A 21,750-nucleotide genomic window follows, 5' to 3' on the forward strand; every position below is an offset into this window, starting at 1 on the left:
GCATGGACTACGAATACGCGCCGCTGCGGCTGCCCTCGAACGTCGACCGGCTGACCGCTGCGGCGCAGTTGGCGATCCAGGCCGAGTTCTCCGGGTGGGAGCTGGCCCGGGTGCGGTTGTACCGGGACGGCACGCGGCAGGTGGTGCTGCGTCGCCGCGTGGTCAGCCAGCCGCAGCCCGGCCTGTCGTACTGACCCGGGGCGGGCCGCGCCCGCCGTCCCGGGGCGCGGCCGGCGGGCCGGGCCCCGGGACGAGCCCGGCCTAGTGGCGGTGCCCCGCGTGGTCGTGCTCCTCGTCGGTCGGGTCGAGGAACGGGTGCTCGTCGAGGCGGCCCACGAGGCGGTCGTCGGCGGCCGGCTGGAACGGGCCGACCGGGTCGTCGTCGTCGAAGGACTCCAGGTCGACGGGGGTGCCGACCTCGCTGACCATCACCACGCCGTCGAGCGGTTCCAGCTCCGGCACGTCCAGCGCGGACAGCGATCCGTCGCCGCTCTGGAGCAGCTCCAGCACCGCCTCGCCGACGCCCTCGACGGGGGCGGGCTCGTCCTCCTCGGGGGTGCCCTCGCGGCGGGCGGCCTCGGCGGCCCGGATCAGCGCGGCGACGCTGGGCACCCGGTAGTCGCGGCGCTGACGCACCGAGATGACCCGGGGGTGCGGGTCGGTCGCCTCGACGCCCTCGGCCGCGCCGAAGCGCTCGTCGGCCTCGTCGGGGTCGATGGACTCGACGTCCCACGGCGTGACCTCGCCGAACGCGTCGAGCAGCTGCTCGTCGTAGGCGAACGAGGCGTTGTTCAGGGCGACGTACGCCTGCCAGACGTCGTCGTCGTCGATGCGGCCCTGTGCGGCGCGGACGGCGGCCAGGTGGTGGCGGGCGGCGTCGATCACCCGCTCCAGGGCGGCGTCCAGCTCACCGTGCTGGTCGGTCATGTGCGTTCCCTTCGCGATGGGGGACGATCCGTGCCGGGCGGGATGGGGCGGCGGACACGGTCAGCAATTCCGGAGGAAGCGGTCGAGAACCCGCACGCCGAACTGTAGTCCGTCCACCGGCACCCGCTCGTCGATGCCATGGAACAGGCCGGAGAAGTTGAGGTCGGGCGGCAGCCGCAGCGGGGCGAAGCCGAAGCAGCGGATGCCGAGCTGCGAGAACGCCTTGGCGTCGGTGCCGCCGGAGAGCATGTAGGGCACGGGCCGGGCGCCCGGGTCCTCCGCCCGCAGCGCCGCCGACATGGCCTCGACGAGGTCGCCGTCGAAGGTGGTCTCCAGGGCGGGCTGGCGGTGGACGTACTCGATGGCGATGTCGGGGCCGACCAGCTCGCGCAGTTGCTGTTCGAGGAGCTCGGACTGGCCGGGCAGGCTGCGGCAGTCGATGGTGGCGGTGGCCCGGCCGGGAATGACGTTGTCCTTGTAGCCGGCGGCGAGCCGGGTCGGGTTGGCGGTGTTGCGGATGGTCGCGCCGATGATGTTGGCGATGGGGCCGAGCTTGGCGATGGCCGCCTCCGGGTCCTCGGGGTCGAGTTCGACGCCGAGCAGGTCGGAGACCTCCTCCAGGAAGGCCCGCACGGTGTCGGTGACGACCACGGGGAAGCGGTGCCGGCCGATGCGGGCGACGGCCTCGGCGAGCGCGGTGACGGCGTTGTCGTCGTGCACCATCGAGCCGTGGCCGGGGCGGCCCTTGGCGTGCAGCCGCAACCAGTCGATGCCCTTCTCGGCGGTCTCGATGAGGTAGAGCCGCTGGGAGTCGTCGACGGTGTAGGAGAAGCCGCCGACCTCGCCGATGGCCTCGGTGCAGCCGTCGAAGGCGTCGCGGTGGTGCTGGACGAGGTGGTGCGCGCCGTAGTCGCTGCCGGCCTCCTCGTCGGCGGTGAAGGCCAGCACGATGTCGCGGGCGGGCCGGACGCCGGTGCGTTGCCAGTTCCGCACCACGGCCAGCACCATGGCGTCGAAGTCCTTCATGTCGATCGCGCCCCGGCCCCACAGGTAGCCGTCGCGCAGCTCGCCGGAGAACGGGTGCACCGACCACTCGTCGGCGTCGGCGGGGACGACGTCGAGGTGGCCGTGGACGAGCAGGGCGTCCCGGCCGGGGTCGGTGCCGGGGATGCGGGCGACGAGGCTGGCCCGGCCGGGGGCGGACTCGTGGATGCGGGACTCGACGCCCACCTCGGCGAGCTTCTCCGCGACGTACTCCGCGGCGACGCGCTCGCCCGCGCTGGTGTCGTTGTCCCCGGTGTTGGTGGTGTCGATGCGCAGCAGGTCGCGGCAGAGGTCGACGACCTCGGCGGTGGGGTCGGGCGGGGCGGAGGCGGCGTCGCTCGTCATCGGTTCTTCATACCAGCCGGGTCGCACACGCAGCGCGCCCGGCCGGGCGGCGCCCCGGCCGGGCCGTCCCGCCGCCGGCCCGGCCGCCCCTGACCCGCTGCCCGGCCCCGCGCCCGCCGCCCGCCGCGCGGGCGCGTCGTTTCGCCGGGACGTGGTCTGGGTACCGCCGCTGCCGTCCCGCACCGCTCACCGGGCCGCCTCCTTCCCGCAGCGCGCGCCCGCCCGCCCGAGGAGGGCACCATGACCGTTCCCCTGCCGCCGCTGCCGCCCGTGCCCGGGGAGGGCTACCGGCCCGGCGGCCCGAGCCTGGTCGACCTCGTCGACCGCGAGCACCGGGAGCTGCTCGACCTGGCCGACCGGGTCACCGGCCCGGACGCCGCGGCGCAGCCGCCCGGCAAGGTGGTGGAGGTGCTGACCGCCGTGGTGTCGCGGCACCTGTCGGCGGAGGAGCAGTACCTCTTCCCCGCCGTCCGGGCGGCCGTGCCCGGGGCGGGCGCGGCGGTCGACCGGGAGGTCGGGGCGGCGGTCGAGTTGTCGGCAGCCCTCAAGGCGCTGACCGGGCCGGCGGATCCGGCGCTGGCCGACGTGGCCGACCGGTTGCGCCGGCACGTCGCCGCGACGGCGGCGCTGCTGGCGTCGCTGCGCGAGGTGGCGACCCCCGCCGAGCTGATCCGGCTGGGCAACCGGTGGGAGATCGCCGAGGAGGCCGCGCCGACCCGGCCGCATCCGGGGATGCCGGCGAGCCCGCCGTGGAACCGGATCGTCGAGCCGGCCGTGGGGGTGGTGGACAAGGTCCGCGACGCGGTGACGGGCCGGCCGACGCACGCGTCGGACCTGCTTCCACCCGGAGAATGACCGAATACCGGACGGTTACCACGGTGTCACCGACCGGATACCGGGCGGTCACCATCGGACATCGGTCAACTCCTATCCGCTAGGACCCTTCCATCGATCCTTCCGTGGTCATACCGTCACCGTATGAATCTGGAGCTGAGACACCTGCGGGTGGTCTGCGCCATCGCGGAGACAGGGAGCGTGACGAAGGCGGCGTCGACGCTCGGCCTGGCCCAACCTGCGCTGACCGCCCAGCTCCAACGCATCGAGCGGGCGCTCGGCGGGCCACTGTTCGAGCGGGACCGGCGGGGTGCCCGGCCCACCGCGCTCGGCGAGCTGGTGCTGGCCCGGGCCCGGGTGCTGCTGCCGGCCATGCAGGGGCTCCAGGACGAGGCGGCCCGGCTGGCCGGCGCGGGCCCGTCCCCCGCCCGGTACCGCTTCGGCGGGGTGAACAGCCCCATCCTCGGCCGGCTGGTGCACCGGCTCGCCGCCGCGCACCCACAGGCCCAGATCACCACGTACGCCTCCTGGTCCGCCGACGAGCTGGCCCAGCTCGTCGGCGGCGGCCGGTTGGACTACGCGCTGGTCGGGGTCTGCGGCGACGCCGTCCCGCCGGCCGGGTACGGGCTGACCTGGCGGGAGGTGGCGCTGGAGCCGGTGCAGGTGCTGCTGCCCGAGCAGCACCCGCTGTCCGACCACGACGAGGTGCGGCTGGTGGACCTGCGCGCCGAGCAGTGGGTCGCCGCGCCGGGCGACGGCTGCTTCGGCGACTGCTTCGCCGCCGCCTGCGCCCGCGCCGGCTTCACCCCCCGCAAGGTCTACGAGGCCGACGTGCGCGGCTGCATCGACCTGGTGGAGGCCGGCGCGGCGGTGGCCCTGTGCCAGGCCACCTTCCGCCCGGTGCCCGGCCTGGTGACCCGCCGGCTGGCCGGCGCGCCGCTGCGCTGGCGGCTGCTGCTGGGCTGGCACCCGGAATCGGCAGGCGCGAGCTTCGCCGAGGAGGTGCTGGAGGCGGCGGTGGCCGTCTACGACGACTCGCTCGCCACGCACCCCGACTACCTGGCCTGGCTGCTGCGGCACCCCGACTTCGGGGTACGCCGGTCGGCCCCGGCCGGGCCGCTGACCGGGGACGCCGGTTCCGGGGTGCGAACCGCCTGACGGTGGGTATCACGGGCCCATGACCGATGCCCAGCCGACCGCCGACGACCGGGAGACCCTGCGCGGGGCGGCCGCCGCCCACAGCGCCGCCGCCCGGGACGTGGAGGCGTTCCTGCGCCGCCTGCCCGAGGTCCCCGGCCCCGCCGACGTGACCGAGTACGCCACCCTGCTCAGCCGGGAGGAGCGGGCGCGCGGGGAACGCCAGGCCGCCGCCGACGCCGTCGGCCTACAGATCGGCAGCCTGGAATCGGAGTGAGCCCGACCGGGCGAGCAGCCCCGCCGCCGGTGCCGGCGGCGGGGCTGCCTCGCCGGTCGGGCCCGTCGCGCGCGGGGTCCGCCCGCCAGGCCCCGCCGCCGGGCTCGGCGACCGCCCGTCGCGCGGCCCGGCGGGCCGACGACGGGCGGTCAGCGTTCGACGAGGGCGTCGTGGCCCAGGTCCAGCAGGGCGCGCCGCCACTCGTCGTCGGCGACGCCGCCGGCCGGGCGGGCGGCGGTCAGCGACCGGATCCGGTCGACCGCCTCCCGCATCACCTCGATGTCGTCGCGGGTCAGGTCGACCTTGCGCTTGCGCAGCACGGCCAGGATCTGCCGGCCCGGCTCGGGCAGGTCGAGGTCGGGGCCCGCCCCGAACGACTCCGTGCCGGAGCCACGGGTCAGCAGCCAACTGCGCAGCTGCTCGGAGGTGACGTTCACCTCGGCGTGGAAGTCCTCCCAGAGCACTTCGACCTCGGGATCGAGTCGCGCCTCGCGTACCATCACGCCTCCTCTGCGGACGGCGGCCCGGACGGCTCCGGGTCGCCGGTGTGGGAACCCAGGCCCTCCGGCGGCACCCGCACCCGCGCGGGGTTGGCCGTCGGCGGCGCCTCGATCGGCTCGCTGCGGTCCGGGTCGGTCCCGGCCTCCCCGGCGGCTTCCTCGGGCTCGGTCATCTGCGGCCTCCGCCCCTTCACCGGGGGTGGGACGTCGTGGCGGCGGTGTAGCCCCGGTCGCCGGCGCCCACCTCGAAGGCCAGCGCGCCGTCGCGGGCGTCCACGGTGACCCGCTGCCCGGGCGAGACGGCGCTCTCCAGCAGCATCCGGGACAGCCGGTTGTCCACCTCGCGCTGGATCACCCGGCGCAGCGGGCGGGCCCCGAACTCCGGCTGGTAGCCGTGCTCGGCGAGCCAGTCGATCCCGGCGACGGTGAACGCGACGTCGATGTCCTGGGCGTGCAGGCGGCGGCGGGTCTCCTCCAGCAGCAGCTCGGTGATCTGGCGCAGCTGCTGCTGCTCCAGCCGCCGGAAGATGATCACCTCGTCGATGCGGTTGAGGAACTCCGGGCGGAAGTTCTCCTGGAGCCGGCGCATCAGCCGCTCGCGCAGCTCGTCGGTCTCCCGTTCGGTGCCGGGCTCGCCCGCGCCGAAGCCCACGGCGCGCTGGCTGCCGGTGATCAGCTCCGAACCGAGGTTGCTCGTCATGATCAGTACGGTGTTCTTGAAGTTCACCGTCCGGCCCTGGCTGTCGGTGAGCCGGCCGTCGTCGAGCACCTGGAGCAGGATGTTGAACACGTCCGGGTGGGCCTTCTCGATCTCGTCGAGCAGCACCACCGCGTACGGGCGGCGGCGCACCGCCTCGGTGAGCTGGCCGGCCTCCTCGTAGCCGACGTAGCCGGGGGGCGCGCCGACGAGCCGGGCGACGGTGTGCCGCTCCTGGAACTCGCTCATGTCCAGCCGGATCATCCGGTCGGCCTCGCCGAACAGCGCCTCCGCCAGGGCCCGGCCCAGCTCCGTCTTGCCCACGCCGGTGGGGCCGAGGAAGAGGAAGCTGCCCATCGGCCGGTTCGGATCGGCCAGCCCGGTACGGGAGCGGCGCACCGCCTCGGCGACCGCGCCGACCGCGTCGTCCTGGCCGACGACCTTCTGGTGCAGGTGCCCCTCCAGGCGCAGCAGCCGGTCGCGTTCCTCCTCGGTGAGCTGGGCGACCGGGATGCCGGTGGCCCGGGACACCACCTCGGCGATCTCCTGCGGGCCGACGGCGGGGACCTGGGAGCCGCTGCCGTCGTCGCCCTTGGCCCGGCTGATCTGCGCCTCCAGCTCGGCGAGCCGGTCGCGCAGGGCCGACGCCCGCTCGTACTGCTCGTCGGCGACCGCCTGCTCCTTGTCCCGGCGCACCTCGTCGAGCTGCTGCTCCAGCTCCCGCACGTCGGAGGCGGGGGTGCGGGTGCGCAGCCGCACCCGGGCCCCGGCCTGGTCGATCAGGTCGATGGCCTTGTCGGGCAGGTACCGGTCGGTGACGTACCGGTCGGACAGCTCGGCGGCGGCGACCAGCGCCTCGTCGGTGAACCGGACCTGGTGGTGGGCCTCGTAGCGGTCCCGCAGGCCGCGCAGGATGGCGACGGTGTCCTCGACGGTGGGCTCGGGCACCAGCACCGGCTGGAACCGGCGGGCGAGGGCGGCGTCCTTCTCGATGCTGCGGCGGTGCTCGTCCAGGGTGGTCGCGCCGATCACCCGCAGCTCGCCGCGGGCCAGCGCCGGCTTGAGCATGTTGGACGCGTCCATGCCGCCCTCGCTGCCCGCCCCGCCCGCGCCGACCAGGGTGTGGATCTCGTCCAGGAAGATGATCAGTTCGTCGCGGTGGGCGCGGATCTCCTCGATGACCTTCTTGAGCCGCTCCTCGAAGTCGCCCCGGTAGCGGGTGCCGGCGACCAGGCCGGCCAGGTCGAGCTGCACCACCCGCTTGCCGATCAGCGTCTGCGGCACGTCGCCGTCGCAGATCCGCTCGGCCAGGCCCTCCACGATCGCGGTCTTGCCGACGCCGGCCTCGCCGATGAGCACCGGGTTGTTCTTCGTCCGCCGGGACAGGATCTCCACGGCCTGCTCGATCTCGGCGGCCCGCCCGATCACCGGGTCGATCTGGTCGTTGCGCGCCAGCTCGGTGAGGTCCTGGCCGTACTGGTCGAGGGTCGGGGTGCCGTGGTCGGGCTTCGCGCCGGACATCGGGCCGCGCTCCGCGCTGGCCGCCTGCAACGACTCGGGCTGGATCCGGCCGGCCGCCAGCATCCGGCCCGCCGGCGACTCCGGGTTCAGCGGCAGCGCCATCAGGATGTGCTCGGGGCCGATGTAGTTGGCGCCCATCGCGCGGGAGAGCTGGTGGGCGTCGAGCAGCGCCCGCTTCGCGGCCGGGGTCAGCGACAGGTTCGGCGGCACCTCGCCCCTCGGCGCGCTCTCGCCGCGCCCGCCGAGGGCGTTGACCAGGGCGTCCGGGTCGGCGCCGGCCCGGCGTACCAGGTCGCGCAGCGCCTCGCGCTGCAACGCCGCCCAGAGCAGGTGGTCGGTGTCGAGGTCGTTGCTGTGCCGCTGCGCCGCCCGGCGGGCCGCGTCGGCCAGCATCTCCCGGGCGTCGGCGGTCATCAGCCGGGTGATGTCGACCCGGTGCGCCGGCCGGCGTCCCCCCTCGCCCCGGCCGAAGTACCGGGCCAGGAACTCGTCCCACGGGTCGGAGCCGAGGTCGCCGGGTCCCATCATCGCTGTCCTCCCGCGGGTCGGGCACGCTCGCCGGTGCGGTCGCCGCCGGCACGGTCGGCGGTGGCTACCCGGCGGTCGGCGCGACAAACGCAGGCGGCGGGGGCGGGCGGGGACGGCCGCCCGGCGGTGGCAGGCTGGAGGCATGGAGCCGACGCCGCTGCTGATCGTGGACGCCGCCAACGTGGTGGGTTCGCGCCCCGACGGATGGTGGCGGGACCGGGCCGGTGCCACCGCCCGGCTGCGCGACGCCCTCGTCCCGCTGGCCGACTCCGGGGTGCCGCCGCAGCTCGCCGGCCCGGCGGAGGTGGTGCTGGTGGTGGAGGGCGCCGCGCGGGGCGTGCCCGCGGTGCCGGGCGTGCGGGTGGTCGCCGCCCCCGGGTCCGGCGACGACACGATCGTCGACCTCGTCGGGGCCGCCCCGGGCCGCCGTCGGCTCGTGGTCACCGCCGACCGTGAGCTGCGCTCCCGGGTCGGCGCGCTGGGCGCCGAGGTGCACGGCCCCCGCTGGCTGCCCACCTGACGCCTGCCCCGTCCCCGCGGGGACCAAGCAAGTCCCGTCGGTGGGATCGGATGACGCGCAGGTGAGACAGGTGGGTGGGGTTTGCGCACCTCAGTGACGTAATCGGACAGCCGGGCAGCAACACCGACAGGGCGGATGTTCTCTCCCCACGGGGGATGGGTTGTAATGGAGATCTCCCCGCCCCCAGGAGGTCCCCGTGGCGAGCGTCGCCGAGCTGAAGGCAGCCATCGATGTCGCCCTGCAACAGATCGGTGACGGGCAGACCGCGGTGCAGGCGGCCGGCGAGAAGCTGGCCGAGGCGCAGCAGACACTCGCCGGGGCGCTGGAGGGCAGCGGGCACGAGACCGTCGAGGCGGCGCAGGCCTCGCTGACCCAGGCCAGCCAGGAGCTCGAGGAGTGCCTCGCGGCGACCCTCGTCGCGGTGGAGCAGGCGCAACTCTACGTCTCGACCCTGTAGGGCCGGGCGTGTCGATCATCGAGGACGTCGGGGCCCAGGTGCGGGCCGCAGCGGAGGAGTTCCCGCTGGCCCAGCTCGCCCTCGCGCTCGAGAAGTTCGGCCAGGCCACGGAGCGGCTGCGTTGGGTACGGCAGGAGTCGGCCAACCCGATGGGGGTGCCGGAGCTCTCCGCGGCCGTCGAGCACGCCGAGTCCGCCGGGCACGCGCTGCGGGTGGCCCAGGAGCAGTTGTCGGCGTACCTCGCGGCCATCGGCCTGGCCCCCGACGGCGCGCCACCGGCCCGCCCGGCCGGCGACCGGCAGGTGCACGACGCCCCGCGCGACGCGCCGCCCGCCGCCGGCGACGGGCCGCCCTTCGCGCCGGACGACAACCCGGTGCTGCGCCGCTGGTGGGCGGTGCGGGTCGCGGAGCTGACCGGCGGCCGGGAGGGCGCGCCGGACGAGCCGGACGAGCGGATCGGCGACTCCCGGGAGCTGCTGCGCCGGGTCGCCGACGGGGTCCGCGGCGGCGACCGGGAGCGGCTGCACCGCGAGCTGCGCGCCGCGCACGCCGACGTCGGCCTCGGCCTGGCCGCGCTCGCCCCGCCGCTGCTGCGGGAGCTGGCCGGGGAGCTGCTCGGGCACCCGCCCCGCGCCGACGACCTGCCCCGGCTGCGCCGGGAGCTGGACGGCCGGGTGCGCGACCTGCTGCCCGGGCTGCCCCCGCCGGTGCTGGAGACGCTGCTGACCCGGGTCTGCCGGATGCCCCCGCCGCCGCGCGGCGGCGGCGAGGAGCAGCCGCACGCCGCCGACGCCGCCGTCACCGCCGGTGTGGTCACCGCCGTGCTGCTGGACCGCCTCGGCAGGGACCTGCCCCGCGACGAGGGGCAGGCTGGCAGGGAGAACGGGCCCGCGCAACAGAAACGCCGCGACGCCGAGCGCGACGCCTGGGACGAGGCGACGCGGCAGCGGGCGGACCGTGAGCGCGCCGCCCGGGAGCGGGCCGCGCAGGGCCTGCCTCCCGTGCCTCCCGCACCGCCCACCGGGCGAGCCGCCGGCCGGGGGTCCGATGGCTGACCGCCGCACCCAGCTGGTGACCAGGGTGCGGGGCATGCTCTCCGAGGCGCTGGGCGCCACCCGGCACCGGCTCGCCGACGCCGACGCCGAGCTGGCCGCCGCCCGGGACCGGCTGGCCCGGGTGCAGCGCGCCGCCGCGGCCGTGCCGGCAAAGGTGGGGGCGCAGCGGGACCGGCGGCTCGCCGAGATCGACGCCCGGCACACCGCGCGGATCGCCGAGCTGGCCCGCCGGGCCGTCGACGCCGCCCGCCGGGAGGCGCCGGGCGCGGCGAGCGCCGACTGGGCGCAGTGGACCGCGACGCCGGCCGGTCGCGGCGAGACCCCCGGCGCGGTACGCGTCGGTACGGTGCGCATCCCCGGCGCGGAACCGGTGCCGGCGCTCGTGCCGCTGCTCGACGCCGGGCACGTGCACCTGTCCGGGGCCGGGGCCGACGGCGGGGCGGCCGTGGTGCCGGCGCTGCTGCTGCGCAGCCTGGGCCGGGCCGACCCGGGCGCGGTGCGGCTGTTCGGCTACGACCCGGAGCGCCTCGGGGGCGGCCTGGCCGGTTTCGCCCCGCTGGGCACCGCCGGGCTGCTCACCTTCGTCGGCCCCGGCGGGCTGGGCCGGCTGCTGGACGACCTGGTGGAGCAGATCCGCCGGATCAACGAGACCGTGCTCGCCGGGGAGTACCGCTCGCTGCGGGAGCTGGCCGCCGCGACCGGCCGCCGCCCCGAGCCGTGGCGGGTCGCGGTGCTCCTCGGCGGCGACGAGCTGTCCCGGCACGAACGCGGCCAGCTCGACCGGGTGGTGCGCACCGGCGCGGCCTGCGGGGTGCACCTGGTCGTCCGCGGCGTGCCGGTGCCGGACGACCCGACGGTGACCCGGGTCGTGGTGGGCCCCGACGGCGCCCGGGTGGGCGGCCCGCCCGGCCTGCCGGTGACCCTGGACCCGCCGCCGCCGGCCACGCTGGTCACCGAGACCTGCCGGCAGGTCGCCGCCCGGGTCAACGCCGGCCCCCCGCCGACCCCGTTCACCGACCTGCTGCCGCCGCCGGAGCAGATGTGGCGGGAGGACTCCTCGACGGGGTTGACCGCGCCCATCGGCGAGGGCCCGCACGGCCGCCCGGTGCTGCTCAATCTCGGCGACTACCCGCCGCACGCGCTGATCGGCGGCCCGTCCGGCACCGGCAAGACCAACCTGATCTTCGCCTGGATCGGGGCGCTGGCCTCCCGCTACTCCCCCGCCGAGCTGGAGTTCTACCTGCTCGACTTCAAGGAGGGGGTGTCCTTCGCCCGGTTCGCCCAGGGTCGGCGGGACCCGAGCTGGCTGCCGCACATGCGGCTGGTCGGGATCAACGTCAACACCGACCGGGAGTTCGGGCTGGCGCTGCTGCGGTTCCTCGCCGAGGAGCTGCGCCGGCGGGCCGACGCGGCGAAGAAGCACGAGGTGACCAAGCTGGCCGAGCTGCGGGCGGTCGACCCGACCGGGCACTGGCCCCGCATCGTCGCCGTGGTCGACGAGTTCCAGGCGTTGCTGGCCGGGCGGGACGTGGTCGCCCGGGAGGCCGCCGACCTCCTGGAAGACCTGGCCCGCCGGGGCCGTTCCCAGGGCATCCACCTGGTGCTGGCCTCGCAGGACGTGCGCGGCATCGAGGCGCTGTGGGGGCGGCCGGCGCTGGTCGCCCAGTTCACCCTGCGCATCGCGCTGCCCAAGGCGCTGCGGATCCTCGCCGAACGCAACGACGCCGCCCAGTCGCTGCCCCGCCACCACGCGGTGGTCAACGCCGAGTCGGGCCTGGTCGAGGGCAACGAGGTGGCGCGCATCCCGTCGGCCAGCGACTGGGACGAGTGGAGCGAGTTGCAGCACCGGCTGTGGCGGATGCGCCCCGCCGACGCGAAGCCCGCCCGCCTCTTCGACGGCGACGCGATCCCCCGGCTCGCCGACGCCCCGGACTTCCGGGCGCTCACCCCGCCCGAGGGCGACGGGACGCCGCGCAGCCCGGTGGCCCTGCTCGGGGAGATCATCGACGTGCAGGCCCGCTCGGCGGCGCTGCGGCTGCCCCGGGCCCCCGGGCGCAACCTCGCCGTGCTGGGCACCCGCGTCGACGAGGCGTGCGCCGTGCTGGACGCCGCCGCCAGATCGCTGGCCCGGCAGCACCGCCCCGGCGCGGCCCGGTACTCCATCGCCTGCCTCGACCCCGACGCCGACCCGGCCGCCCGGGAGCTCTACGCCGACCTGGCCGACGACGCCGCCTGGTACGACGACGAGACCGTGCCGGAGCTGATGGCCGAGACGGCGGCGGCCCTGGACCGGCCGGGCACCCCCGCCACCCCGCACTACCTGCTGCTGTACGCGGTCGACGCGGCGGCCGGGCGGCTGGCCGCGCGAGCTGGCGGGCGCACCGGGCTGGAGCACCTGCGGCGCATCCTGCACGACGGCCCGGAGCGGCGCACCCACGTGCTGGCCTGGTGGCGCGGCGTGGCCCGGATGCGGGTCGACCTCGGCGGGCCGGCCGCCCGCACCGACCAGATCGGCGCGTGGGTGGCCCTCGACGTGCAGGGTGGCGAGCTGGGCTCGTCGCTCTACCCGGGCTCCGGCGGCCCCGACTGGTATCCCCGGCCGTGGCGGGGGCTCTTCTTCGACCGGGCGGCGCACCGCACCGGGCAGGTCATCATCCCCTACGGACCGTCGGCGTGAACGAACCGGTGACCAGTGAGACGTACGCGGCCCAGGTGCGGCGGCTGGCCGAGCTGACCGACCGGGTGCGCACCCAGCGCGCCGAGGCCCACGCCTGGCACGAGCAGCAGTGCGCCGCCGCCGAGCGGGCCGTCGCCGAGGCCGCCGAGCAGCTGCGCGAGGCCGAGCGGGAGGCGGCCGACGCGCGGGAGCTGGTGGAGCGGGTGGACGCCGAGGCGGCCCACCTGTGGCAGCAGCTGCGGGCCCGGTTGGGCGCGGGGGCCCGCCGGCTCGGTGACCCGCCCGGCCCGGCCCGGGACGCCTCGGGCGACCCGCTGCTGCTGCTGCACGGGGTGCGCGGGCTGCTGGACCGCACCCGGCAGCCCGGCGAGCTGCCCGCCTCGGCGAACCCGCTGCTCGCGCTGTGCGGGGTGGTGGGCGCGGCGCTGATGTTCGCGCTCGGCCTGGGCGCGCGGGCGCTGGGGGCCCGCAACGGCGGGGACCTGGCGGTGGGCCTGCCGGTGCTGGCGCTGGTGGTGACCCTGCTCGGCCCGCTGGTCGGGTTGGCCCTGGCCAAGCGGCTCGCCGACCGTCGGCACGCGGTGCTGTCGCCCCGGCCGATCACGGTCGTCCTGGTGGCGGGTGTGGTGGCGACCGGCGTGCTGCTGGTCCTCGCCCGCTGAGCCGCGCCACACCGACCACCGCCCCCGCTGCCGCCGTTCCGCCTGCCGCGCGTGCCGCCCCGCGTGGTTAGGAAGGGGCCCCTGCTATATCGAAAGCGTTAACAGGGTGCCCTTCCTTACTCCGCAGGGACGGCGATCGCCTCGCGCAGCAGCCGGCGGGCGAGGACGACCCGGTCGGCGTCGTCGTCGAGGCCGGGCAGGTCGCCCACCCGGCTCACCGCGCCGGTGAGCAGCGCGCGCAGCGCCGGCCCGCATCCTGCGGGCAGGGTGAGCACCCGGTCGAACACGCGCAGCGCGATCTTGTCATCGCCGGCCGGGTCGAGCCGCCAGCGCAGCCCCGGCCGGGCCGCAAGCCGGGCGTCGGCGTCGACGGCGGCGAGCGCGGCGGCCTGGGCTAGGGGCCGGATCGGGGCGGGCCGGGCGGCCGGCCAGGCCCGTTCCCGCAGCCGCGCGGCCACGGCGGCCGGGTCGGCGCGCAGCAGCCAGTCCCGCAGCGCCTCGACGGTCTCGGTCAGCTCCGGCTCGATCGCGTCGGGGTCGGCCACGTCGGTGCCGAACGGCAGGCCGGCGCGCAGCCGGGCGTCGGCGGCGGCGAGCGCGAGCAGCTCCTCGACGATGGCGTACCGGGTCAGCGCCCGGATGCCCACGGTCAGGTGCAGGGAGCTGCTGTCCTGGGCCTGGGCGCTGTGCAGCCAGCCGCGCGGCAGGTAGAGCGCGTCGCCCGGTTCGAGGACCACGTCGAGCGCGGCGGGGCCCTGGGCGGTCGCGGAGACCTCGTCGGCCCGGCCGCCCCACGGCTGGCGTTCGAGGGGGTCGGGCAGCACCGGCGGGTGGATGCGCCAGTGCTTGCGCCCGTCGACCTGGAGCACGAAGACGTCGTGGGTGTCGTAGTGGGTGGCGAAGCCCTGGCTGCCGGCCGGGGTCAGGTAGGCGTTGACCTGCAACGGCTGGGCGAGGGCCGCGCCGAGGTCGCGGGCGAAGTCGATCAGGGCGGGCCAGGTGCGGTGCAGGCCCTGGAGCACCAGGGTCGCGCCGGAGGCGTACAGCTCCAGGATCCGCTCGTCGAGGACCTGGTCGCCGATCTCGGCGCCCGCGCCGCCACCGCCGGTCCAGCGCGCCGCGGGCACGAGCTGGCCGTCCTTGGCGACGCGCAGGAACGGGGTACGCAGCCCGCGGCGGCTGAGCAGCTCGTCGGCGTCGGCGGGGCTGAGCAGGTCGGCGAAGCCGTCGGCGTTGGGCAGCTCGGCGGCGCGGGACAGCAGCGGCGACCGGCCCCAGTGGGCGGCGGCGAACTTGCCCGGCTCGACGGCGACGCACCGCGCGAGGGCGCGGGCGGCGGCAGACGGGACCGCCGGGCGGCCGTGGCCGCCCGGCGGGTCGGTGATCGTCATCGCGAGGCGTCAGACGGCGCTGCCGTCGGCGCCGCCGTCCTGCTGGCCCGGGGTGGCACCGCCGTCGGCCGGACCCTCCGCGCCGCCGTCGGCCCCGCCGTCCTGCTGACCGGGGGTCGCGCCGCCGTCGGCCGGACCCTCGGCACCGCCGTCGGCACCGCCGTCCTGCTGGCCCGGGGTGGCACCGCCGTCGGCCGGACCCTCCGCGCCGCCGTCGGCCCCGCCGTCCTGCTGACCGGGGGTCGCGCCGCCGTCGGCCGGGCCCTCCAGGCCACCGCCGCTGGTCGTCTGGATGTCGTCGTCGTTGAGTGCCATGCGGTGCTCCCTCGCCAAGTTCCCGCCCCGCCGCGCGGCGGGGGTTCGTCGTGCGACGGGTGGTACCCCCGGCGCGATCTTCTCTAACCACACCGTAGACGGCGCGTCCCGCCGGCACGCCCGGTTTCGCCCGGTGTGCCGGCGGGACGCGGGCGGTCAGCCGTTGGCGCAGACCCTGCCGTTGAACGTGAAGCTGGTGGGCGACGGGTTGGACCCGGTGTGGGTGCCCTGGAAGCCGAAGCTCACCGTGCCGCCGACGGGCACCGCGCCGTTGTAGCTGGCGTTGCGGGCGAGCACCTGGGTGCCGGACTGGCTGACGGTGGCGTTCCAGGCGTTGGTGACCTGTTGGCCGGCGGTGAAGTAGAAGCCGAAGCTCCAGGCGGTGACGGCGTCGGGGCCGTCGTTGCGGATCCGGATCTCGGCGGTGAAGCCGTTGCCCCAGGAGTTCGGCACGTAGGTCACCGTGCAGCTGCCGTTCGGGGCCGGCGTGGTCGGGGCGGGCGTGGTGGGCGCCGGCGTGGTGGGCACGGGGGTGGTCGGCACCGGCGTGGTCGGGGCCGGCGTGGTGGGGTTGGTGCCGCTGCCGAGGGCCTCGGCGACCGCCTGGTACGCGGGCTTCGGGGCGTAGTTGTCGTCCCAGATCAACGCGGCGCCCTCACCGGGGAAGGTCCCCGGGATCCAGGAGTACTTGTCGGTGATGCCCCACACGGTGACGCCCTGGCACCGGGCCACGGCGAGGCAGATGTTGAAGACCTTCTTGTAGTCGGCGGCCTGCGTGGCCAGCTTCGACGAGTTCGCCGGGGTGGACATCCGGATGTCCAGCTCGGTGACCCGCACGTCGACGCCGAGGTCGGTGAAGCGCTGGAGGTTGGCCTGCATGTCGCCGGGGACCTGGCCGACGATCAGGTGCGCCTGGAAGCCGACGCAGTCGATCGGCACGCCCCGGGACTTGAAGTCCCGGACCAGGTTGTAGATGGCGGTGCTCTTGGCGTTGATGCCGTCGGTGCTGTAGTCGTTGATGCACAGCTTCGCGCCCGGGTCGGCGGCGCGGGCGGCGCGGAACGCCTCCTCGATCCAGCTGTTGCCGATGCGCTGCTGGAGGATGCTGTCGCGGCGTCCGCCGGAGCCGCCGTCGGCGAACGCCTCGTTGACCACGTCCCAGGCGAACACCTTGCCCTTGTAGTGGCCGGCCACCCCGGCGATGTGGTTCTTCATCGCGGCGAGCAGGTCGGACCCGGAGAGGTTCGACGTCCAGCCGGGCATCTGGTTGTGCCAGACGAGGGTGTGGCCGTACACCTTCTTGTTGCTGCCCACGGCGTAGTTGACGACCGCGTCGCCCTGGCCGAAGGAGAACTGGTTGCGGTTCGGCTCGGTGACGGACCACTTCATCGCGTTCTCGGCGACGACGAGGTTGAACTCGGCGTCGGCGATCTGCTTGTACGGGCCCTCGGAGAGCCGGTTGGGGTCCAGGGCGAAGCCGATGTCGCGGCCCTTGGCGTCGGCGAGGCTCCTCAGGCTGGCGGCGGCCTCGGCGGTGCCGGGTTGGGCGACGGCGATGCCCATGGCGAGCGCGCTCGTGGCGGCGAGCAGGCCGGCCAGCAGGCCCGACCTGGTGCGCCGGCCGATGTGGTGGTGGATGCGCATGCGTTCCCTGTCCTTCGTACGGGTCGCCAGCCACGGCGACGACGAGACGATGGGAGCGCTCCCGATATCCTGGCAGCATCGACACCCGTCGTCAACCGGACGGTGCGCCGCATCCGGGACCCGGCGGCCGGGACGCCGCGCCGCCGCACCCATCCTCCCGAATAGCGGGATAATCGTCTCTTATTTCGGGACGGCGGCTAGCCTCGCCCCATGGCCGACTCCCGCCGGTGGGTCATGCTCGGCATCGGCACCGCCGCGCAGACCGCAGGCACCCTCTACCTCTACGGGCTGCCGTTCCTGCTGCCCGCGCTGCGCCGCGCCACCGGCCTGCCGCTGTGGGAGCTGGGGCTGCTGGTGGCCTGCCCCAGCCTCGGCATGGTGCTCGCCCTCATCGGCTGGGGCGTCGTCGCCGACCGGCGGGGCGAGCGCCTCGTCATCGGCCTCGGCCTGACCGGCGGGGCCGCGTTCCTGGCCGCCGCCGCGCACGCCGCCGGGCCGACCCTGTTCGTGCTGCTGACCCTGGCCGGGGCGGCCGGCTCCGCCGTGTACGCCGCCAGCGGCCGGGTGGTGACCGGCTGGTTCGCGCCCGGCGAGCGGGGCCTGGCGATGGGCATCCGGCAGACGTCGCAGCCGCTTGGCGTGGCGGCGGCCTCGGCGGCACTGCCGGTGCTGGCCGACTCCGGCGGCGGCCCCCGGCTGGCGCTGCTGGCCGCCGCCGCGGTCTGCGCGCTGACCGGGATCGTGGCCGCCCTGCTGCTGGTCGACGGGCCACGGCCCGGCACCGGCGCGGCACCGGCCGCCGCCAGCTCGGACGGTGCGGGCTCGGCCGGAACCGGCACGGGCGGGGCGCGGGTGCCGTCGCCGTACCGGTCGCCGACGCTGTGGCGGGTGCACGGGGCGAGCGCCCTGCTGGTCGTGGCGCAGTTCGTCGTCGGCGCGTACGCCCTGGACTACCTCGTCACCGAACGCGGCTGGCCGGTGCGCACCGCCGGGCCGTTGATCGCGGGGGCGCAGCTCGTGGCGGCGGCGACGCGGGTGCTCGCCGGCCGCTGGTCCGACCGGTCCACCCAGCGGCTGCGACCGCTGCGGATCATCGCCGCCGGCACCGCCGCCGCCCTCGGGGCCCTCGCCGTGGCCGAGGCGCTGCACGCCCCGCCGGCGGCCCCGCTGCTGCTGGTCGCCCTCGTCGCCACGGTCAGCTGGCACGGCGTGGCGTACGCGGCCGTCGCGGACGTGGCCCCGGCGAGTTGGGCGGGCCGGGCCACCAGCGCACAGACCGTGCTGCAGAACGTGGCCGCCACGGCCACCCCGCCGCTGTTCGGGCTGGCCGTGGCGGGGCTGGGCTTCGGGCCGGGGTTCGCCGTCGCCGCCCTGTTCCCGCTCGCCGCCGTGGCGGTGCTGCACGGCCTCACCGTCGACGCCCGCCCGCCGACCCGACCGCCCGTCGGCCGGCCCGACCGCCCGGCGCGGGCGTGACCGCCGGAGCCGGCGCGGCCGGCCGCTGTCGGGAGCGGCCGGCCGACGGTCGGGACGCGTCAGGGAACGAGCTGGGCCAGGTCCCCGGGCATGGTGGAGCGGACGTCCTCCCACTCCCCCTGGGTGACGTGCCGGCGCAGGGTGTCCAGCACCACCTGGACCACGCGCTCCGGGCCGCCCTCGACGTCGTACGGGAAGCCCTGGCGGACCTCGTAGAGGAAGTCGTCGCGGTTCAGCTTGATCGGCACGTCCGACGGCTGCCAGCCGTCGAAGTAGATGCCCCGCAGCAGCACCGGCAACTGCGCGGCGAACTCCACGCTCTCCTGCACCGGCATCCGGTCGCGCAGCAGGTGCAGCACCGTGCGCAGGGCCGCGTACGACTGGTTGCGCTGCTCCTTGGGCCAGCCGTACGCGGCCTCGATGTCCTTCAGGATCAGGTTGGTCTTGTCCAGCGAACTCTCGAACGCCGAGATCAGCTGCTCAGCCATCTGCCCACCCCCGTAGGTCTGTCGTGTCCGGTGCCGGTGCCCGTCACCGGCGGTCGTCGTCGCGGCGCGGCGGACCCGCCGGGCCGTGCCGCTGCGCGGTGAGGCCCCGGCGGCCCGGCCACGCCCGACCGGGGCGTGGGCCACCGGGTGACCCGACCACGTGCAGCACGCCGCCGCGCCGCCGGACCGTCGTGTCCCGAACCGTCATGCTCCCCACCTTTCGCCCGTCTGCTGCCTGCGCTGTCGCGGCCGTCTCCCGCCGAGCGCCGACGCGGCCGAACCCGCCGCGGCGGCCACGGAACCCGGAGACGCACACGGCCATGCTGCGCCCGGCGGGGATGAGGCCGGCTCACCCGGACCGGGTGACTTTCCCGCCCGGCGGGGCCCCGGGCCGGCCGGCGCGGCCGCGGGACCCTAGGGGGAGCCGGCCGGGAAGTTCAGGGATCCGCCCGGGGTGGTGCGCCGGCCACCGGCGGCCCCCGGTCCCTACGCTGTACGGCGTGACACTCATCGCGACCGAGTCGCTGACCAAGACGTACGGGGGCGCGGTCACGGCGTTGGCCGACCTGACCGTCGCGGTCGAACCGGGGATCATCGGGCTGGTCGGCGCGAACGGCGCCGGCAAATCCACCCTGATCAAGATCCTGCTCGGCCTCCTCACCCCGACCAGCGGCCGGGCCCGGGTGCTCGGCCTCGACCCGACCACGGACTCCGCCCGGGTCCGCGCCCGGGTCGGCTACATGCCCGAGCACGACGCGCTGCCGCCCGACCTCTCCGCCGCGGAACTGGTCACCCACCTCGGCCGGGTCAGCGGCCTGCCGCGTACGGTCGCCCGGGAGCGGGCCTCCGAGGCGCTGCGGCACGTCGGCCTCTACGAGGAGCGCTACCGCCCCGTCGGCGGCTACTCCACGGGCATGAAGCAGCGGGTGAAGCTGGCCCAGGCCCTCGTGCACGACCCCGACCTGCTGCTGCTCGACGAGCCGACCAACGGCCTCGACCCCGCCGGCCGGGACGCCATGCTGACGCTGGTGCACCGCATCGGCACCGAGTTCGGCATCTCCGTGCTGGTCTGTTCGCACCTGCTCGGCGAGGTGGAGCGGATCTGCGACACCCTCGTCGCCATCGACGGCGGGCGGCTGCTGCGCGCCGACCACATCTCCGCCATGACCTCCGCCACCGACGTGCTCGCCGTGGAGGTCAGCGAGGGCACCGAGGAGCTGGCCGCCCGGCTGGGCGCGCTCGGCCTGCCGGTGCGCCGGGACGGCCGGCTGCTGCTCGTCGAGCTCGTCGACGACGCCACCTACGACCTGATCCTCGGCGCGGTCGCCGAGCTGGACCTGCCGCTGCACCGGCTGGACCAGCGCCGGCACCGGGTGGCCGAGCTCTTCGCCACGAGGGAGCCCAGCCATGCCTGAGCCGACCGGCGTCATCCACGACATCGGCTACCAGCGGTACACCGGCCCCCGGCTCGGCCGCCGGGCCGTCTTCGGCGCGCTCTACCTGCACGGCCTGCGGACGGCGTTCGGGCTGGGGCGCAGCGCGAAGGCCAAGATCTTCCCATGGCTGGTGGTCGGCATCGTCACGGCGGTCGCCGCCGCCCTCACCGCCATCCGCGCCCAGATCGGCGAGGCGGTGATGACGTACGCCCAGTTCGCCGACAACATGAGCTGGCTGGTCATCTTCTTCGTCGCGGTGGCCGCGCCCGAGCTGGTCTCCCGTGACCTGCGCAGCGGCGTGCTGCCGCTCTACTTCTCCCGGCCGCTGCCGCGCGCGGACTACCCGCTGGCCAAGCTGCTGGCGCTGGCGACCGCGCTCTGGCTGCTGCTCGGCGGGCCGCAGCTCGTGATGTTCCTCGGCGCGGCCTTCAGCACCGGCGACGGCATGGGCGGCGTCGCCGACGAGCTGCTCGACCTGCTGCCGAGTCTGCTCTACGCCGGGCTGTGGGCGACCGTCTTCGCCTCGGTCGGGCTGCTCGTCGCCTCCCTCACCGGCAAGCGGGCGTTCGCGGCCGGTGGGATCGTGGCCGTGTTCCTGATGACCACGCCGATCGTCGGCACCCTGTCGGTCATGCCCTCCCGGACGGTCAACGAGCTGGCCTTCCTCGCCTCGCCGTCGACGCTGGTCGGCGGCGTGGGCTCCTGGGCGCTCGGCGACCTGCTGGTCACCGAGGACCAGCAGGGCGTCCCGGTCGGCGGCTTCGGCCCCGTCTACGCGGTCGTCGCCGTGCTGCTCGTGGCCGGCTGCGTCGCCCTGCTGCTGCGTCGATACCGGAAGGTGGCCGCCCGATGACCACGACCAGCGCCGCCCCGCCGGCGGCGGCACCCACGGCCGACCCCGGCACCCTCGACCTCGACCTCGCGGGCGTCTCCCGCTGGTACGGCAACGTGGTGGCCGTCAACGACGTCAGCATGCGCCTCGGCCCCGGGGTCACCGGGCTGCTCGGCCCCAACGGCGCGGGCAAGACGACCCTGCTGCACATGATGGCGGGCTTCCTGGCCCCGTCGCGCGGGATGGTGACCCTCGGCGGGCGGCCCACCTGGCGCAACCCCGAGGTCTACCGCCGGCTCGGCCTGGTCAGCGAGCGGGAGGCGGTGCACACCTTCCTCACCGCGTACGAGTTCGTGCTGGCCAGCGCGAAGCTGCACCGGCTCGCGGACCCGGCCGCCGCGGCCCGCCGGGCGATCGGCCTGGTGGAGCTGGAGGGCGCGCAGGACCGCCGGATCGGCACCTACTCCAAGGGCATGCGGCAGCGCGCCCGGGTGGCCGCCGCGCTGGTGCACGAGCCGCAGGTGCTGCTGCTCGACGAGCCGTTCAACGGGATGGACCCCCGGCAGCGGCTGCACATGATGGAGCTGCTGCACCGCCTCGGCGACGCCGGCCGCACCATCCTGTTCAGCTCGCACATCCTGGAGGAGGTCGAGCAGGTCTCCGGGACGGTCCAGGTGATGGTCGCCGGCCGGCTGGCCGCCTCCGGTGACTTCCGCACCATCCGACGGCTGATGACCAACCGGCCACACGTGTTCACCGTGCGCTCCACCGACGACCGGGCGCTCGCCGTGGCGCTGATGGCCGAGGCGTCGGTGGCGGGCGTCGAGCTGGGCCGCGCCGGGTTGACGGTGCGCGCCGGCGACTACGGCGCGTTCACCCGCGCGCTGCCGAAGATCGCCCTGCGGGAGGGCGTCCGGGTGCGCCAACTGGTGCCCGAGGACGAGTCCCTGGAGAGCGTCTTCTCCTACCTGGTGGAGGCCTGAACCC

At 75.9% G+C, this 21,750-nt stretch carries 23 protein-coding genes; 13 read left to right on the forward strand and 10 right to left on the reverse strand.

Annotated elements, in window-relative coordinates:
• The first annotated feature begins 2 nt into the window (after positions 1 to 2).
• On the forward strand, positions 3 to 194 hold the full coding sequence (locus O7633_RS04705; RefSeq protein WP_074473406.1) for a DUF5703 family protein: 192 nt from the start codon (positions 3 to 5) through the stop codon (positions 192 to 194).
• Between the two features lie 67 nt (positions 195 to 261).
• Here O7633_RS04705 and O7633_RS04710 read toward each other — a convergent pair whose 3' ends face one another.
• Both O7633_RS04710 and O7633_RS04715 read right to left on the reverse strand, forming a co-directional pair.
• Positions 262 to 927 (reverse strand): hypothetical protein, encoded by a 666-nt coding sequence (locus O7633_RS04710; RefSeq protein ID WP_282326276.1) that lies wholly within the window; start codon positions 925 to 927, stop codon positions 262 to 264.
• A gap of 60 nt (positions 928 to 987) precedes the next feature.
• A complete protein-coding gene (locus tag O7633_RS04715; RefSeq protein ID WP_282326278.1) occupies positions 988 to 2,316 on the reverse strand; it encodes a M20/M25/M40 family metallo-hydrolase in 1,329 nt (442 codons plus the stop codon).
• Positions 2,317 to 2,556: 240 nt separating this feature from the next.
• Here O7633_RS04715 and O7633_RS04720 point away from each other — a divergent pair, with 240 nt between their 5' ends.
• The 3 genes from O7633_RS04720 (at position 2,557) to O7633_RS04730 (ending at position 4,564) form a co-directional block, all read left to right on the forward strand.
• Positions 2,557 to 3,171 (forward strand): hemerythrin domain-containing protein, encoded by a 615-nt coding sequence (locus O7633_RS04720; RefSeq protein ID WP_282326279.1) that lies wholly within the window; start codon positions 2,557 to 2,559, stop codon positions 3,169 to 3,171.
• Between the two features lie 123 nt (positions 3,172 to 3,294).
• Positions 3,295 to 4,308, forward strand: coding sequence for a LysR substrate-binding domain-containing protein (locus O7633_RS04725; protein ID WP_074473400.1), 1,014 nt, complete (start codon positions 3,295 to 3,297; stop codon positions 4,306 to 4,308).
• Positions 4,309 to 4,327: 19 nt separating this feature from the next.
• Positions 4,328 to 4,564 carry a hypothetical protein gene (locus tag O7633_RS04730; protein ID WP_074473398.1) on the forward strand — a complete coding sequence of 79 codons (237 nt, stop codon included), beginning with the start codon at positions 4,328 to 4,330 and terminating at the stop codon, positions 4,562 to 4,564.
• Positions 4,565 to 4,713: 149 nt separating this feature from the next.
• On the opposite strand, the gene O7633_RS04735 is transcribed toward O7633_RS04730, so the two are convergent.
• From O7633_RS04735 to O7633_RS04745, 3 genes are read right to left on the reverse strand one after another with little or no spacing between them, the layout of a single operon-like run.
• Positions 4,714 to 5,064 (reverse strand): DUF3140 domain-containing protein, encoded by a 351-nt coding sequence (locus O7633_RS04735; protein ID WP_282326281.1) that lies wholly within the window; start codon positions 5,062 to 5,064, stop codon positions 4,714 to 4,716.
• Complete coding sequence (locus O7633_RS04740) at positions 5,064 to 5,237, reverse strand: hypothetical protein (RefSeq protein WP_282326282.1); 174 nt, start codon at positions 5,235 to 5,237, stop codon at positions 5,064 to 5,066. The genes O7633_RS04735 and O7633_RS04740 overlap by 1 nt, the downstream gene beginning before the upstream one ends.
• Positions 5,238 to 5,254: 17 nt before the next feature.
• The gene (locus O7633_RS04745) at positions 5,255 to 7,810 is read right to left on the reverse strand and encodes an ATP-dependent Clp protease ATP-binding subunit (RefSeq protein WP_282326283.1); all 2,556 of its coding nucleotides are present in this window, start codon (positions 7,808 to 7,810) and stop codon (positions 5,255 to 5,257) included.
• 142 nt (positions 7,811 to 7,952) lie between these two features.
• Here O7633_RS04745 and O7633_RS04750 point away from each other — a divergent pair, with 142 nt between their 5' ends.
• From O7633_RS04750 to O7633_RS04770, 5 genes are all read left to right on the forward strand, one after another.
• Positions 7,953 to 8,330 (forward strand): hypothetical protein, encoded by a 378-nt coding sequence (locus O7633_RS04750; RefSeq protein ID WP_074473391.1) that lies wholly within the window; start codon positions 7,953 to 7,955, stop codon positions 8,328 to 8,330.
• 196 nt (positions 8,331 to 8,526) lie between these two features.
• Positions 8,527 to 8,787: a hypothetical protein gene (locus tag O7633_RS04755; RefSeq protein WP_007076395.1), complete on the forward strand. Its 261-nt coding sequence runs from the start codon at positions 8,527 to 8,529 to the stop codon at positions 8,785 to 8,787.
• 8 nt (positions 8,788 to 8,795) lie between these two features.
• A complete protein-coding gene (locus O7633_RS04760; RefSeq protein WP_282326298.1) occupies positions 8,796 to 9,842 on the forward strand; it encodes a hypothetical protein in 1,047 nt (348 codons plus the stop codon).
• Entirely contained in the window at positions 9,835 to 12,519 is a 2,685-nt protein-coding gene (locus O7633_RS04765) for an FtsK/SpoIIIE domain-containing protein (protein WP_282326299.1), read from the forward strand. The genes O7633_RS04760 and O7633_RS04765 overlap by 8 nt, the downstream gene beginning before the upstream one ends.
• Positions 12,516 to 13,181, forward strand: a complete 666-nt coding sequence (locus O7633_RS04770; protein WP_282326301.1) for a hypothetical protein — start codon at positions 12,516 to 12,518, stop codon at positions 13,179 to 13,181. The genes O7633_RS04765 and O7633_RS04770 overlap by 4 nt, the downstream gene beginning before the upstream one ends.
• A 116-nt stretch (positions 13,182 to 13,297) precedes the next feature.
• Here the strand turns inward: O7633_RS04770 and O7633_RS04775 are convergent, their stop codons facing one another.
• From O7633_RS04775 to O7633_RS04785, 3 genes are all read right to left on the reverse strand, one after another.
• Positions 13,298 to 14,572 carry a cupin domain-containing protein gene (locus O7633_RS04775; protein ID WP_282326303.1) on the reverse strand — a complete coding sequence of 425 codons (1,275 nt, stop codon included), beginning with the start codon at positions 14,570 to 14,572 and terminating at the stop codon, positions 13,298 to 13,300.
• Positions 14,573 to 14,581: 9 nt separating this feature from the next.
• A complete protein-coding gene (locus tag O7633_RS04780) occupies positions 14,582 to 14,887 on the reverse strand; it encodes a hypothetical protein (protein ID WP_074473379.1) in 306 nt (101 codons plus the stop codon).
• Between the two features lie 156 nt (positions 14,888 to 15,043).
• A complete protein-coding gene (locus O7633_RS04785; protein ID WP_282326305.1) occupies positions 15,044 to 16,531 on the reverse strand; it encodes an endo-1,4-beta-xylanase in 1,488 nt (495 codons plus the stop codon).
• A gap of 210 nt (positions 16,532 to 16,741) precedes the next feature.
• Here O7633_RS04785 and O7633_RS04790 point away from each other — a divergent pair, with 210 nt between their 5' ends.
• The gene (locus tag O7633_RS04790; RefSeq protein WP_282326307.1) at positions 16,742 to 18,007 is read left to right on the forward strand and encodes an MFS transporter; all 1,266 of its coding nucleotides are present in this window, start codon (positions 16,742 to 16,744) and stop codon (positions 18,005 to 18,007) included.
• Positions 18,008 to 18,066: 59 nt separating this feature from the next.
• Here O7633_RS04790 and O7633_RS04795 read toward each other — a convergent pair whose 3' ends face one another.
• Entirely contained in the window at positions 18,067 to 18,495 is a 429-nt protein-coding gene (locus O7633_RS04795) for a DUF2267 domain-containing protein (protein WP_091284136.1), read from the reverse strand.
• 43 nt (positions 18,496 to 18,538) lie between these two features.
• Positions 18,539 to 18,703, reverse strand: a complete 165-nt coding sequence (locus O7633_RS04800; RefSeq protein WP_176734790.1) for a hypothetical protein — start codon at positions 18,701 to 18,703, stop codon at positions 18,539 to 18,541.
• Positions 18,704 to 18,995: 292 nt separating this feature from the next.
• On the opposite strand from O7633_RS04800, the gene O7633_RS04805 reads away from it, so the two are divergent.
• Genes O7633_RS04805 through O7633_RS04815 form a run of 3 tightly spaced genes read left to right on the forward strand, consistent with a single transcriptional unit; the run spans position 18,996 to position 21,746 of the window.
• The gene (locus tag O7633_RS04805) at positions 18,996 to 19,910 is read left to right on the forward strand and encodes an ABC transporter ATP-binding protein (RefSeq protein ID WP_074473371.1); all 915 of its coding nucleotides are present in this window, start codon (positions 18,996 to 18,998) and stop codon (positions 19,908 to 19,910) included.
• Positions 19,903 to 20,784 (forward strand): ABC transporter permease subunit, encoded by an 882-nt coding sequence (locus tag O7633_RS04810; RefSeq protein WP_178065137.1) that lies wholly within the window; start codon positions 19,903 to 19,905, stop codon positions 20,782 to 20,784. The genes O7633_RS04805 and O7633_RS04810 overlap by 8 nt, the downstream gene beginning before the upstream one ends.
• Complete coding sequence (locus O7633_RS04815) at positions 20,781 to 21,746, forward strand: ABC transporter ATP-binding protein (protein ID WP_282326312.1); 966 nt, start codon at positions 20,781 to 20,783, stop codon at positions 21,744 to 21,746. The genes O7633_RS04810 and O7633_RS04815 overlap by 4 nt, the downstream gene beginning before the upstream one ends.
• Positions 21,747 to 21,750 lie beyond the last annotated feature (4 nt).

The sequence above is a fragment of the Micromonospora sp. WMMD712 genome (genome assembly GCF_029581295.1).
GTDB lineage: Bacteria > Actinomycetota > Actinomycetes > Mycobacteriales > Micromonosporaceae > Micromonospora > Micromonospora carbonacea.

Coding starts and splice junctions, on each gene's coding strand:
- O7633_RS04705 (WP_074473406.1), top strand. CDS start 3: ATGGACTACGAATACGCGCCGCTGCGGCTGCCCTCGAACGTCGACCGG.
- O7633_RS04710 (WP_282326276.1), bottom strand. CDS start 927: ATGACCGACCAGCACGGTGAGCTGGACGCCGCCCTGGAGCGGGTGATC.
- O7633_RS04715 (WP_282326278.1), bottom strand. CDS start 2,316: ATGACGAGCGACGCCGCCTCCGCCCCGCCCGACCCCACCGCCGAGGTC.
- O7633_RS04720 (WP_282326279.1), top strand. CDS start 2,557: ATGACCGTTCCCCTGCCGCCGCTGCCGCCCGTGCCCGGGGAGGGCTAC.
- O7633_RS04725 (WP_074473400.1), top strand. CDS start 3,295: ATGAATCTGGAGCTGAGACACCTGCGGGTGGTCTGCGCCATCGCGGAG.
- O7633_RS04730 (WP_074473398.1), top strand. CDS start 4,328: ATGACCGATGCCCAGCCGACCGCCGACGACCGGGAGACCCTGCGCGGG.
- O7633_RS04735 (WP_282326281.1), bottom strand. CDS start 5,064: ATGGTACGCGAGGCGCGACTCGATCCCGAGGTCGAAGTGCTCTGGGAG.
- O7633_RS04740 (WP_282326282.1), bottom strand. CDS start 5,237: ATGACCGAGCCCGAGGAAGCCGCCGGGGAGGCCGGGACCGACCCGGAC.
- O7633_RS04745 (WP_282326283.1), bottom strand. CDS start 7,810: ATGATGGGACCCGGCGACCTCGGCTCCGACCCGTGGGACGAGTTCCTG.
- O7633_RS04750 (WP_074473391.1), top strand. CDS start 7,953: ATGGAGCCGACGCCGCTGCTGATCGTGGACGCCGCCAACGTGGTGGGT.
- O7633_RS04765 (WP_282326299.1), top strand. CDS start 9,835: ATGGCTGACCGCCGCACCCAGCTGGTGACCAGGGTGCGGGGCATGCTC.
- O7633_RS04775 (WP_282326303.1), bottom strand. CDS start 14,572: ATGACGATCACCGACCCGCCGGGCGGCCACGGCCGCCCGGCGGTCCCG.
- O7633_RS04780 (WP_074473379.1), bottom strand. CDS start 14,887: ATGGCACTCAACGACGACGACATCCAGACGACCAGCGGCGGTGGCCTG.
- O7633_RS04785 (WP_282326305.1), bottom strand. CDS start 16,531: ATGCGCATCCACCACCACATCGGCCGGCGCACCAGGTCGGGCCTGCTG.
- O7633_RS04790 (WP_282326307.1), top strand. CDS start 16,742: ATGGCCGACTCCCGCCGGTGGGTCATGCTCGGCATCGGCACCGCCGCG.
- O7633_RS04795 (WP_091284136.1), bottom strand. CDS start 18,495: ATGGCTGAGCAGCTGATCTCGGCGTTCGAGAGTTCGCTGGACAAGACC.
- O7633_RS04800 (WP_176734790.1), bottom strand. CDS start 18,703: ATGACGGTTCGGGACACGACGGTCCGGCGGCGCGGCGGCGTGCTGCAC.
- O7633_RS04810 (WP_178065137.1), top strand. CDS start 19,903: ATGCCTGAGCCGACCGGCGTCATCCACGACATCGGCTACCAGCGGTAC.
- O7633_RS04815 (WP_282326312.1), top strand. CDS start 20,781: ATGACCACGACCAGCGCCGCCCCGCCGGCGGCGGCACCCACGGCCGAC.